Source organism: Pseudomonas sp. 10S4 (assembly GCF_034344865.1).
Taxonomy (GTDB): domain Bacteria; phylum Pseudomonadota; class Gammaproteobacteria; order Pseudomonadales; family Pseudomonadaceae; genus Aquipseudomonas.
Map to the genome: position 1 here is coordinate 3,131,573 of NZ_CP133774.1, position 13,144 is coordinate 3,144,716.

Annotated in this window: 10 protein-coding genes and 1 pseudogene; all 11 read left to right on the plus strand. The window is 60.9% G+C overall.

The features are described from left to right. The first annotated feature begins 158 nt into the window (after positions 1–158). The 11 genes and pseudogenes from RHM58_RS14340 (at position 159) to RHM58_RS14390 (ending at position 13,143) form a co-directional block, all read left to right on the plus strand. Entirely contained in the window at positions 159–1,781 is a 1,623-nt protein-coding gene (locus tag RHM58_RS14340; protein ID WP_322270611.1) for a methyl-accepting chemotaxis protein, read from the plus strand. Then, the gene (locus tag RHM58_RS14345; RefSeq protein ID WP_201200963.1) at positions 1,781–2,311 is read left to right on the plus strand and encodes a chemotaxis protein CheW; all 531 of its coding nucleotides are present in this window, start codon (positions 1,781–1,783) and stop codon (positions 2,309–2,311) included. The genes RHM58_RS14340 and RHM58_RS14345 overlap by 1 nt, the downstream gene beginning before the upstream one ends. After that, complete coding sequence (locus RHM58_RS14350; protein WP_201200964.1) at positions 2,308–3,579, plus strand: CheR family methyltransferase; 1,272 nt, start codon at positions 2,308–2,310, stop codon at positions 3,577–3,579. Before RHM58_RS14345 ends, RHM58_RS14350 begins: the two co-directional genes overlap by 4 nt. After that, complete coding sequence (locus tag RHM58_RS14355; RefSeq protein ID WP_322270612.1) at positions 3,576–4,259, plus strand: chemotaxis protein CheW; 684 nt, start codon at positions 3,576–3,578, stop codon at positions 4,257–4,259. The genes RHM58_RS14350 and RHM58_RS14355 overlap by 4 nt, the downstream gene beginning before the upstream one ends. Further along, positions 4,256–6,547, plus strand: coding sequence for a hybrid sensor histidine kinase/response regulator (locus tag RHM58_RS14360; RefSeq protein WP_201200966.1), 2,292 nt, complete (start codon positions 4,256–4,258; stop codon positions 6,545–6,547). The genes RHM58_RS14355 and RHM58_RS14360 overlap by 4 nt, the downstream gene beginning before the upstream one ends. Then, positions 6,544–7,554 carry a chemotaxis response regulator protein-glutamate methylesterase gene (locus tag RHM58_RS14365; RefSeq protein WP_322270613.1) on the plus strand — a complete coding sequence of 337 codons (1,011 nt, stop codon included), beginning with the start codon at positions 6,544–6,546 and terminating at the stop codon, positions 7,552–7,554. Before RHM58_RS14360 ends, RHM58_RS14365 begins: the two co-directional genes overlap by 4 nt. A gap of 48 nt (positions 7,555–7,602) precedes the next feature. After that, positions 7,603–8,604 (plus strand): response regulator, encoded by a 1,002-nt coding sequence (locus RHM58_RS14370; RefSeq protein WP_201200968.1) that lies wholly within the window; start codon positions 7,603–7,605, stop codon positions 8,602–8,604. A 295-nt stretch (positions 8,605–8,899) separates the two neighbouring features. After that, a protein-coding gene (prfB, locus tag RHM58_RS14375; RefSeq protein WP_322270614.1) for a peptide chain release factor 2 occupies positions 8,900–9,995 on the plus strand; the annotation gives its coding sequence in 2 pieces (ribosomal slippage) (positions 8,900–8,971 and positions 8,973–9,995; 1,095 coding nt in all). Positions 9,996–10,098: 103 nt separating this feature from the next. Next, positions 10,099–11,602 (plus strand): annotated as a pseudogene (gene lysS / locus RHM58_RS14380) (lysine--tRNA ligase). Between the two features lie 102 nt (positions 11,603–11,704). Then, positions 11,705–12,421, plus strand: coding sequence for a TetR/AcrR family transcriptional regulator (locus RHM58_RS14385; protein ID WP_201256215.1), 717 nt, complete (start codon positions 11,705–11,707; stop codon positions 12,419–12,421). Between the two features lie 161 nt (positions 12,422–12,582). Then, the gene (locus RHM58_RS14390; protein ID WP_201200972.1) at positions 12,583–13,143 is read left to right on the plus strand and encodes a hypothetical protein; all 561 of its coding nucleotides are present in this window, start codon (positions 12,583–12,585) and stop codon (positions 13,141–13,143) included. Position 13,144: the final 1 nt, after the last annotated feature.

Genomic DNA, 13,144 nt, shown 5'->3' on the forward strand with positions numbered 1-13,144 from the left:
CACTGGCAAGCCTCACCCCATCTGGCGGAAAGTCCCATTCCAGAGCCCGTCCCTGCTTTTTGCCATCGGGACGTGGGGCGGCGGGCATCCGTCTTATAAATGAAACACCGCCCTCAGCTATACTCCCCAGCATTTGAAAATGGCCCCGAGGACATACTGTGAAGAACTGGACGTTGCGCCAACGCATCTTGGCGAGCTTTGCGGTCATTATTGCCATCATGCTGCTGATGGTCATGGTCTCGTTCTCCAGTCTGCTGAAGATTGAGTCCAGCGAGGAAACGGTCCGAACGGATGCAGCGCCGGGGGTGTATTACAGTTCGATGATTCGCAGCGCCTGGGTCGACAGCTACGTCCTGACCCAGCGGATCGTTGGCCTCTCTGAACATCGAGACATGACTGCCGCTGACCTGGAACTGTACAGGAGCTACGAAGCGCGCCTCGAAGCGGAGATGGAAAACTATCGGAAAACCATCTTCGATGCCGGGGATCAGGCCGATTACGACGCATTCGAAGTTCGCCATAAAGCGTTCAATCAGGTGTTGAATAAAGTCGTCGATCTGTATCAGCACAAACAGTACGAACAGGCCCGCATTGCGCTGGAGCAGGAGTTGACACCCGCGTGGGGCGATGGCCGCAAGCAGTTGAGTATTGTGATTGATCGCAATCGTGATCAGACCGCTGGCGCCACCGAGGCAATCCGCCAAGCGGTGACCGCGGCAAAAATCAGCATGGGCCTCTCTTTGCTGGTCGCGATTCTCGCCGCCGGTCTCTGTGGCCTGCTACTGATGCGCGCGATCACGGCACCAATGAGCCGCATCGTGCAGATCCTCGAAATCATGCGTACCGGTGACCTCAGCAGCCGCCTGAACCTTGATCGCAAGGACGAGTTCGGCGCGGTGCAAACCGGCTTCAACGACATGATGACCGATCTGACCTCGCTGGTGTCCCAGGCTCAGCGTTCGTCGGTGCAGGTCACCACCTCGGTCACTGAAATCGCCGCCACCTCCAAGCAACAACAAGCCACCGCCACCGAAACTGCCGCCACCACCACTGAAATCGGTGCGACGTCCCGTGAAATCGCCGCCACGTCCCGTGACCTGGTGCGCACCATGACAGAAGTCTCCACGGCCGCCGATCAGGCCTCGGTGCTGGCCGGTTCCGGGCAGCAAGGCCTGGCGCGGATGGAAGACACCATGCACTCGGTGATGGGCGCGGCCGATCTGGTCAACGCCAAACTGGCGATCCTCAACGAGAAGGCCGGCAACATCAACCAAGTGGTCGTGACCATCGTCAAGGTCGCTGACCAGACCAACCTGCTGTCGTTGAACGCGGCCATCGAGGCCGAGAAGGCCGGTGAGTACGGTCGCGGTTTTGCCGTGGTCGCCACCGAAGTGCGACGTCTGGCGGACCAGACCGCCGTCGCCACGTATGACATCGAGCAGATGGTCCGCGAGATTCAGTCGGCGGTGTCGGCCGGGGTTATGGGTATGGATAAGTTCTCCGAAGAAGTGCGTCGCGGCATGTCCGAAGTGCAGCAGGTCGGTGAGCAGCTGTCGCAGATCATCCATCAGGTTCAGGCGCTGGCGCCGCGAGTGTTGATGGTCAATGAAGGCATGCAGGCCCAGGCCACCGGCGCCGAACAGATCAACCATGCGCTGGTGCAATTGGGCGATGCCAGCAGCCAGACCGTCGAGTCCTTGCGCCAGGCCAGTTTCGCCATTGACGAACTGAGCCAGGTGGCCGTCGGGCTGCGTGGTGGCGTCTCGCGATTCAAAGTCTGATGAGCGAACTCACGGCCAAACGCACTGCCGTGGCACCGGCCAGACAGGCGCTTTTCCTGGTGTTTCGCGTCGGTAACGAGCGTTACGCACTGCAAGCCATTGAGGTAGCCGAAGTGCTGCCGCGCCTGCCGTTGAAGCCGATTGCCCAGGCCCCGGCCTGGGTCGCCGGAGTATTCGCCTATCGCGGTGCAGTGGTGCCGGTGATCGACCTCAGTGCACTGACCTTCGGCCAACCGGCGCAGGCCCGCACCAGCACGCGGCTGGTGCTGGTGCACTACCGACCGGATGAAACCACGCCTGCGCGATTGCTCGGTCTGATCCTGGAACAGGCTACCGATACCGTGCGCTGCAACCCGGCGGATTTTCAGCCTTATGGCCTGGACAACCGCCAGGCGCCGTACCTCGGTCCGGTGCGCAAGGATGCTCAAGGCTTGCTGCAATGGGTCAGGGTTGCCGATCTGCTCGATGATCAAGTCCGGGCGCTGCTGTTTCCGTCGCAGCCTCTGGACCTCCTTGAGGAGCGGCCATGAGCAGCGATCAGCGGTTTTTCGATTTTCTCAAGGATCGCATCGGCCTCGATGTCGCCTCAGTGGGGCCGGCCATCATTGAGCGTGCCGTGCGTCAGCGCATGACGGCAGCCTATGCGCTGACGGCCGACGAGTACTGGCAGACTTTGCAAGGCTCGCGGGACGAGCAACAGGCGCTGATCGAAGGGGTGATCGTCCCGGAGACCTGGTTTTTCCGTTACCCGGAATCCTTCGCCACCCTGGCGAAACTGGCGGCCAAACGTCTGGCCGACCTCAACAATATGCGCGCCCTGCGGATTCTCAGTCTGCCGTGCTCCACCGGCGAAGAGCCGTACTCGATTGCCATGGCGCTGCTGGATGCAGGCCTCAAACCTCATCAATTCAAGGTCGAAGGCATGGATGTCAGTCCGCTTTCGGTGGAGAAGGCCAAGCGCGCGTTGTATTTCAAGAACTCCTTTCGTGGTCAGGACATCGCGTATCGCGAGCGGCATTTCAGCGCCGAAGACGAAGGCTATCGACTCAGCGAGCGGGTGCTGGAACAAGTCCGCTTGCAGGTCGGCAATTTGCTCGATCCGGCCTTGCTGGCCAGCGAACCGCCCTATGATTTTGTGTTCTGTCGCAACCTGCTGATCTATTTCGACCAGCCGACCCAGCAACAAGTCTTCGAAGTGCTCAAACGCCTGACCCATGTGGACGGCGTGCTGTTTATCGGCCCGGCCGAAGGCAGCTTGCTCGGACGTTTCGGCATGCGCTCGATCGGCATCCCGCAGTCGTTTGCCTTCAGCCGCCAAAGCGCGCCGGAGCCCGAGCCTTTTCCGGCCTTCGCTCCAACTGCGCTGCCGGTGCGTCAACCGGTGCGCAGCGTGATCCCGCCACCAGTACGCAGCCGTCCGTTCGCTAATGTCGCACCGCTGCCCAATACCGTGAAAACGGCCAATCCCGACGCCGCGACGCTGCTGGCGAACATCGCCGCCCTGGCCAACGAAGGCAAAAGTGCCGAGGCCCGTGCCGCGTGTGAAAGTTATCTGCGCAGCCACGAACCGGTCGCCCAAGTATTTTATTGGCTGGGACTGCTCAGCGATGTTGCCGGCCGTGCGCTTGAAGCCCAGGGTTTCTATCGCAAGGCGTTGTACCTCGAACCGCAACACCCCGATGCCTTGATGCACCTGGCTGCCTTGCTGCAATCGCTGGGCGACACCGCGGGCGCCAGACGATTGCAGGAACGTGCCGCCCGCAGCGAGCGTGCCGCCGACAGTGAGCGTAAACGATGAGCGTCTCCGACACCTTGAGCGTCACCCATGAAGATGCCCAGGCCATCGACGACTGCTGGAACCGCATCGGTATCCACGGCGACAAGTCCTGCCCGCTGCTGAGCGAGCATATTCACTGTCGAAATTGCGCGGTGTATTCGGCCGCCGCCACCCGCTTGCTCGACCGTTACGCCTTGCAGCAGGAAGATCGCGAGCAGGTGTTGACGGTGGTCGAAACCGACGTCAAAACCCGTTCGCTGCTGATGTTCCGCCTCGGCGAAGAATGGCTGGGCCTGGCCACTCGCAGTCTGGTTGAAGTGGCGCCGCTGCAAACCATTCACTCCTTGCCGCACCAGCGCTCCCGGGCTTTGCTCGGCGTGGCGAATGTGCGCGGGGCTTTGGTGGCGTGCCTGTCGCTGGTGGAATTGCTGGGGCTCGACGCCACCAACAATGTGTCTTCCGGTGCGCGGGTAATGCCGCGGATGTTGATCATCGCCGCCCGGGGTGGCCCGGTGGTGGTGCCGGTCGACGAAGTGGACGGGATTCACGCCATCGACGAACGCATCCTCGATGCCGCGTCGCAATCCGGGACCCAGGCCAGCGCCAAGTACACCCGTGGCGTGTTGCAATTCAAAGGTCGCAGCCTGCGTTGGCTGGATGAAGAACAGCTGCTGTCCGCCGTGACCCGGAGCCTCACATGACCCCCGAGCAAATGCGCGACGCCTCTTTGCTGGAACTGTTCAGCCTCGAAGCCGAGGCCCAGACCCAGGTGCTGAGCGCCGGCCTGTTGGCCCTGGAGCGCGATCCGACCCAGGCCGATCACCTGGAATCGTGCATGCGCGCGGCCCACTCGCTCAAGGGCGCGGCGCGGATTGTCGGCGTGGATGCCGGGGTCAGCGTGTCTCACGTGATGGAGGATTGCCTGGTCAGCGCTCAGGAAGGGCGCCTCTATCTGCGGCCCGAGCATATCGACGCGTTGTTGCAGGGCACTGACCTGTTGATGCGTATCGCGACGCCGAGCAATACACCGTCGGCGGTGGAAATTGATGCCTATGTAGCGCTGATGGGGCGATTGCTCGACCCGATGGCACTGGCGCCGCCGATCAGCACGCCGATTGCGCCGTTTATGGCCGAGCTTCAGTTGGAGCCACCAACCGTCGAGCCGATCGCCCCGGTCGTCGAACCGCTGGCCGTCGCGCCCGCCGAGCCGCCACGCAAGGCCAAACGCACCACCGAAAACGGTGAGCGCGTGCTGCGGGTCACCGCCGAACGGCTGAACAGCCTGCTCGACCTGTCGAGCAAATCCCTGGTGGAAACCCTGCGGCTCAAACCGCACCTGGCCACCATGCAGCGCCTCAAACGCATGCAGAGCAACGGCTTGCGGGCCTTGGAAAACCTCAATGTCCACCTCAAGGATCATGCCTTGAGCCTGGAAGCCCAAGAGGCTCTTGAGGATGCCCGCCGACTGCTGACTGAATCCCAGCAACTGTTGGTGGAAAAAAACGCCGAACTCGATGAATTCGCCTGGCATGCCAGTCAACGCGCCCAAGTGTTGTACGACACGGCTCTGGCCTGTCGCATGCGACCGTTTGCCGACGTGCTGACCGGGCAGGTGCGGATGGTCCGAGACCTCGGTCGCGACCTGGGCAAACAGGTTCGCCTGGAGATCGAAGGCGAGAAGACTCAGGTCGACCGCGACGTCCTGGAAAAACTCGAAGCGCCGTTGACGCACTTGCTGCGCAACGCTGTGGACCATGGCATCGAAACCCCGGAACAACGGCTGCTGGCGGGGAAGCCGGCGGAGGGTTTGATCCGTCTGCGTGCCTCCCATCAGGCCGGTCTGCTGGTGCTGGAGCTGAGTGACGACGGCAATGGCGTTGACCTGGAAAAAGTCCGTCGCAGCATCATTGAGCGGCAGTTGTCCCCGACCGAAACCGCTGCGCAGTTAAGCGAAGAGGAGCTGCTGACGTTCCTGTTCCTGCCGGGTTTCAGCCTGCGGGACAAGGTCAGCGAAGTCTCCGGGCGCGGCGTCGGGCTGGACGCGGTTCAGCACATGGTCCGGCAGTTGCGCGGCGCGGTGGTGCTGGAGCAGACGGCGGGCGAGGGCAGCCGCTTCCATCTGGAAGTGCCGCTGACCCTGTCGGTGGTCCGCAGCCTGGTGGTCGAAGTCGGCGACGAGGCCTATGCCTTCCCGTTGGCGCACATCGAGCGGATGTGCGACCTGGAACCCGAAGACATCGTCCAGCTCGAAGGCCGCCAGCACTTCTGGTACGAAGGCCGGCATGTCGGGCTGGTCGCGGCCAGTCAGTTGTTGCAGCGCCCGGCGAGCCAGAACAGCCAGCAAACCCTCAAGGTCGTGGTGATTCGCGAGCGCGATGCGATCTATGGCGTGGCGGTCGAACGCTTTATTGGCGAGCGGACCTTGGTCGTATTGCCGCTGGATGAGCGGCTGGGCAAGATTCAGGACATTTCCGCCGGGGCGTTGCTCGACGACGGTTCGGTGGTGTTGATCGTTGATGTCGAAGACATGCTGCGCTCGGTGGACAAACTGCTCAACACCGGGCGTCTGGAACGCATTGCCCGGCACAGCAACCAGGTCGCAGAAGTGGCGCGCAAGCGGATTCTGGTGGTGGACGATTCCCTGACCGTTCGCGAGTTGCAGCGCAAGCTGCTGCTCAATCGCGGCTACGACGTGGCCGTGGCGGTGGACGGTATGGATGGCTGGAACGCCCTGCGTTCGGAGGATTTCGATCTGTTGATCACCGACATCGATATGCCGCGCATGGACGGCATCGAACTGGTGTCTTTATTGCGCCGGGACAACCGTTTGCAATCGTTGCCGGTTATGGTGGTGTCCTACAAGGATCGTGAAGAAGACCGTCGTCGTGGACTGGACGCCGGAGCCGACTATTATTTAGCCAAAGCCAGTTTTCATGACGATGCCCTGCTTGATGCAGTGGTTGAGCTCATCGGAGGAGCACGGGCATGAAAATCGCTATCGTCAACGACATGCCCCTGGCGGTAGAGGCTCTGCGCCGAGCCTTGGCATTCGAGCCGGCACATCAGGTGATTTGGGTGGCCAGCAACGGGGCCGAGGCGGTGCAACGTTGCGCCGAGTACACCCCGGACCTGATCCTGATGGACCTGATCATGCCGGTGATGGATGGCGTGGAGGCGACCCGGCGAATCATGGCCGAAACCCCGTGCGCGATCGTGATTGTCACCATCGACCGCCAGCAGAACGTGCACCGGGTATTCGAAGCCATGGGCCACGGCGCGCTGGACGTGGTCGATACGCCGGCCATCGGTGCCGGCAATGCCGCAGAGGCGGCGGCGCCGTTGCTGCGCAAGATTTTGAACATTGGCTGGCTGATCGGCGACAAGGGTAACCGGGTGCGCTCGGCGCCGAGCCCGTTGCGCCACTCGGGCTCCCGGCAAAAACTGGTCGCCATCGGTTCGTCTGCGGGCGGGCCGGCGGCGCTGGAAATCTTGCTCAAGGGCCTGCCGCGGGATTTTTCGGCGGCCATCGTGTTGGTGCAGCACGTGGACCAGGTGTTCGCCGCTGGCATGGCCGAATGGCTCAGCAGTGCCAGCGGCCTCAACGTGCGCCTGGCTCATGAAGGCGAGTCGCCGCAGGCCGGCACGGTGTTGCTGGCCGGAACCAACCACCATATTCGCTTGTTGAAAAACGGGACGCTGGCCTACACCGCCGAACCGGTCAACGAGATTTACCGGCCCTCGATCGATGTGTTTTTCGAGAGTGTGGCCAGTTACTGGAACGGCGACGCCGTGGGCGTTTTGCTGACCGGCATGGGCCGCGATGGTGCGCAGGGGCTTAAACTCATGCGCCAACAGGGCTACCTGACCATCGCTCAGGACCAGAACAGCAGTGCGGTGTACGGCATGCCGAAAGCGGCTGCGGCCATCGACGCCGCCGTGGAAATTCGCCCACTGGACAAGATAGCGCCACGATTGCTGGAGATTTTCCCAAAATGAAGGCTTTTCACAGCAATCCTGGCCCAAGTAGTACTCAGGTGACCGCACATGAATGACTTACAGCTCGACGACTTCAAAACCGACGAAAACGCCGCGATGGTGTTGTTGGTGGACGATCAGGCGATGATCGGCGAGGCCGTTCGGCGCGGTCTGGCGAATCAGGAAAACATCGACTTCCACTTCTGCGCCGACCCGCACCAGGCCATCGCCCAGGCGATTCGGATCAAGCCGACGGTGATCCTTCAGGATCTGGTGATGCCCGGCCTCGACGGCTTGAGCCTGGTGCGCGAATACCGCAATCACCCGGCGACCAAGGACATTCCGATCATCGTCCTGTCGACCAAGGAAGACCCGCTGATCAAAAGCGCGGCGTTCGCGGCCGGGGCCAACGATTACCTGGTGAAGCTGCCGGACAACATTGAGCTGGTGGCGCGCATCCGCTATCACTCACGCTCCTACATGACTTTGTTGCAGCGCGACGCGGCTTACCGCGCATTGCGTGTCAGCCAGCAGCAGTTGCTCGACACCAACCTGGTGCTGCAACGCCTGATGAACTCCGACGGCCTGACCGGCCTGTCGAACCGCCGGCACTTCGACGAATACCTGGAACTGGAGTGGCGCCGTTCCCTGCGAGACCAGACTCAACTGTCGCTGTTGATGATCGATGTGGACTACTTCAAGTCCTACAACGACAGCTTCGGCCACCTGGAAGGCGACGAAGCCCTGCGTAAAGTCGCCACGGCGATTCGCGACGCCAGCGCCCGGCCTTCGGACTTGCCGGCCCGTTATGGTGGCGAAGAATTTGCGCTGGTGTTGCCCAATACCTCGCCGGGCGGCGCGCGGCTGGTGGCGGAAAAACTCCGTCAGACGGTCGCGGCGCTGAAGATTCCGCATGTGTTCCCGGTGGAAGGGTCGAACCTGACCATCAGCATTGGCCTGTCGACCATCACCCCGCAACAGGGCAGCGATTGCCGGCAATTGATCTCGGCGGCGGACAAGGGGCTGTATCTGGCGAAGAACAATGGGCGTAATCAGGTGGGGATTGAGTAGCGGGTGGCTTGAGCGAAGTTCTCCAGCCTAGCGCATCCTGTGGCGAGGGGGCTTGCCCCGTTCGGCTGCGAAGCAGTCGTGAAACCTGATTGCAGGGTATGACTGGAAGAATGCAGGGGGCCGCTTCGCGACCTAACGGGGGCAAGCCCCCTCGCCACAGCAAGCTCCCTCGCCACAGATTTACTCGGCGTTCGCTTTAATCATTCACCCCTAAAGCGCCAGGCGGGCTGCCGTGACAGCTTGATTACGTTATACTCGCCGGCTTTCAAAAGTTCGCCAACGAGTGCTGCCCGCCATGGAAATCAACCCGATCCTTAACAGTATCAAGGACCTGTCCGAGCGCTCCGAAACTATTCGGGGGTATCTTTGACTACGATCAAAAGCATGAGCGTCTGACTGAAGTCAATCGCGAGCTTGAAGATCCGGCTGTCTGGAACAACCCGTCGTACGCACAGGAACTGGGTCGCGAGCGCTCGCTGCTGGCTCAGATCGTCGAAACCCTCGACGAAATGCACACCGGTCTGGCCGATGCCAAAGACCTGCTGCTGATGTCCGCCGAAGAAGAAGACCAGGCCGCCGTCGATGACGTCGCTGCCGAAGTCGAACGTCTGCGCGAATCCCTGGAAAAACTCGAATTCCGTCGTATGTTCAGCGGTGAAATGGACGCCAACAACGCCTACCTGGACATCCAGGCCGGCTCTGGCGGTACCGAGGCTCAGGACTGGGCCAACATCCTGCTGCGCATGTACCTGCGCTGGGCTGACAAACGCGGTTTCGACGCGACCATCATGGAATTGTCGGCCGGTGAAGTCGCCGGTATCAAAGGCGCCACGATCCACATCAAGGGCGAATACGCCTTTGGCTGGTTGCGTACCGAAATCGGCGTGCACCGTCTGGTGCGCAAGAGCCCGTACGATTCCGGCAACCGCCGCCATACCTCGTTCTCGGCTGTGTTCGTCTCGCCGGAAATCGATGACAACATCGAAATCGACATCAACCCGTCGGACCTGCGCATCGACACCTACCGCTCCTCGGGTGCCGGTGGTCAGCACGTAAACACCACCGACTCGGCCGTACGTATCACCCACGTACCGTCCAACACCGTGGTCAGCTGCCAGAACGAACGCTCCCAGCACGCCAACAAAGACACCGCGATGAAAATGTTGCGGGCGCGCTTGTACGAGCAGGAAGTGCAGAAACGCAACGCCGCCTCCCAGGCCCTGGAAGACACCAAGTCCGACATCGGCTGGGGTCACCAGATTCGCTCTTACGTGCTCGATGCCTCGCGAATCAAGGATTTGCGCACTAACATCGAACGCAGTGACTGCGACAAGGTGCTCGACGGCGACATCGCCGAATACCTGGTAGCCAGCTTGAAACAAGGGCTCTAAGGCACGCCCTACAGAATCTGCGGATACCTGTAGGAGCGAGGCTTGCCCGCGAACCCCGGCTCACAGCCGGGGGCAACGAACCTGTGATGGAATTTTTAAAGACATGAGCGACCTAGAACTCGACCCGCAAGCCCTGCAACAGGAAGAAAACTCCCTGATCGCCCTGCGCAAGGAAAAGCTGGCTGCCGAGCGCGCCAAGGGCAATGCCTTCCCGAACGACTTCCGCCGTGAAAACTACTGCGAAGACTTGCAGAAGCAGTACGCGGACAAGACCAAGGAAGAGCTGGCAGAGGCTGCAATCCCGGTCAAGGTTGCCGGTCGCATCATGCTCAACCGTGGCTCGTTCATGGTGATCCAGGACATGACCGGTCGCATCCAGGTTTACGTCAACCGTAAAACCCTGTCCGAAGACACCCTGGCCTCGGTGAAAACCTGGGACATGGGCGACATCATCGCAGCCGTTGGCACCCTGGCCCGTTCCGGCAAGGGCGACCTGTACGTCGAAATGACCGACGTGCGCCTGCTGACCAAGTCCCTGCGTCCGCTGCCAGACAAGCACCACGGCCTGACCGACACCGAGCAGCGCTACCGCCAGCGCTACGTTGACCTGATCGTCAACGAAGACGTGCGCAAGACCTTCCGCGTGCGTTCGCAAGTGATTGCGCACACCCGCAGCTTCCTGATGCAGCGTGACTTCCTCGAAGTCGAAACGCCGATGCTGCAAACCATTCCGGGCGGCGCGGCGGCCAAGCCGTTCGAAACGCACCACAACGCCCTGGACATGGGCATGTACCTGCGGATCGCCCCTGAGTTGTACCTCAAGCGCCTGGTTGTCGGCGGTTTCGAGAAAGTCTACGAGATCAACCGCAACTTCCGCAACGAAGGCGTTTCAGACTCGTCACAACCCAGAATTTACCATGTTGGAGTTCTACCAGGCTTACGCCGACTATGAAGACAACATGGACCTGACCGAAGAGCTGTTCCGCGAACTGGCTCAGCTGGTTCTGGGCAGCACCGACGTCCCTTACGGCGACAAAGTGTTCCACTTCGGCGAGCCGTTCGTGCGCCTGTCGGTGTTCGACTCGATCCTCAAGTACAACCCTGAGCTGACCGCTGACGACCTGACCGACATCGACAAGGCTCGCGCCATTGCCAAGAAGGCCGGCGCCAAGGTGCTGGGCTTTGAAGGTCTGGGCAAGCTGCAGGTGATGATTTTCGAAGAGCTGGTCGAGCACAAGCTGGAACAGCCGCACTTCATTACCCAGTACCCGTTCGAAGTGTCGCCGCTGGCCCGTCGCAACGATGACAACCCGAACGTCACTGACCGTTTCGAACTGTTCATCGGTGGTCGCGAAATCGCCAACGCCTACTCCGAGTTGAACGACGCGGAAGACCAGGCCGAGCGCTTCATGGCTCAAGTGGCCGACAAGGACGCTGGTGACGACGAAGCCATGCACTACGACGCCGACTTTGTTCGCGCGCTGGAGTACGGCATGCCGCCAACGGCCGGCGAAGGTATCGGCATCGATCGCCTGGTGATGTTGTTGACCAACTCACCGTCGATTCGCGATGTGATCCTGTTCCCGCACATGCGGCCGCAAGCGTAAGCGTTTCAGTAAAAAAGCCGCCTAAAACAGGCGGCTTTTTATTGCCTGTCTGGTACAAACGTATCAACTGGTTACTTTTGGCGTGAGAGAGGAATACCTGTCGTGAATCGTGCAATGGCTCAAGAAGGTGCAGCGGGTATCGCCACTGCGGTCGCTGAAAGCGTTCAGTACCAGGGCCGCAAGGCCAGCCGACAGGGCAGCGAACAGCGTCGACAGGAAATTCTCGATGCGGCGATGCGCATTGTCGTGCGTGATGGCGTACGGGCGGTGCGTCACCGTGCCGTGGCGGCCGAGGCCGGTGTGCCGTTGTCGGCCACCACTTACTATTTCAAGGACATCGATGACTTGCTCACCGATACCTTCGCTCAATACGTGGAACGCAGTGCGGCCTACATGGGCAAACTGTGGGCCAGCAATGAAGGGCTGTTGCGCGAGATGGTCGTCAGCGGCGATGGCACGCCTGAGTCGCGCTCGCAGTTGGCAGACGATATTGCACAGCTGATGGCCGACTATGTTCACCGGCAATTGATCAACCGCCGCGAGCACTTGATGGCCGAGCAAGCCTTCCGCCAGGAAGCGTTGCTTAACCCGCGCCTGGCGCTGTTGGTGCGCTCCCATCAGCAAATTTTGCTGCAGGGCACCTGCCAGCTTTTTGAAGTGCTGGGTTCCCGTGAACCCCAACAAGATGCCAAGGTGTTGACGGCGATTATCGGACGGATGGAATATCAGGGCCTTCTCAACGAAGCCGAGCCTGAGGCCGAAGCGGAAATGCTCGGTATCCTCACGCGGTATATGCATTTGGTACTCGCGTCGGTGTAACCCCTGGGGAAACACCAAACCCTGTGGGAGCGGGCTTGCTCGCGAATGCGGTTTAACATTCGACATCTATGTTGTCTGGCATACCTCATTCGCGAGCAAGCCCGCTCCCACATGGGTTCGGTGGCCACTTCAGGTCGGCGTGTGTTCATAGGGAGTGTTGAATGAAAGCCTGGCGCGTCGTAGTGATCGCCTTGTCGTTCCTGCTGCTCAGTGGCTGTCTGGTGACCTTCAAGGAACCGCTGGCTTCGAGCGAACCCGCGCCCAAAGGACTGCTCGGCAAATGGACCAGCACCAACGCCTGGGGTGAACCGATGAACCTTGAGCTGACGCGCATCGGCGACAACCGCTATCAGGCCGTCAGCTACTTCAAGGCCAAGCCGCACGAGCGTGAAGCCTATCCTTTCACTGTGTCGCGCCACGGCAATCGCTGGTACCTGTCTGCTGCAGTGCCGGCCCAATTCGGCGGGCATTTCACGATTGCCGGTTTCGAGCTCAACGAACAGCATGAACTGGTGGTCTACAACCTCGACCTCGAGCAGATCAACCAGGCCGTGGGGCAAAAAGCCCTCAGTGGTGAAGGCTTCCAGACGGACGACGGCGACGGTGTGTTGATCAACAACAGCCTGGACCGAGTCTTCGCTTACCTCGACGACCCGGCCAATTCCGATGTATTCGTTGAAGCGGTGCGCTATCAGCGCCTGGCCAAAGCAAAAGTCAAATAAA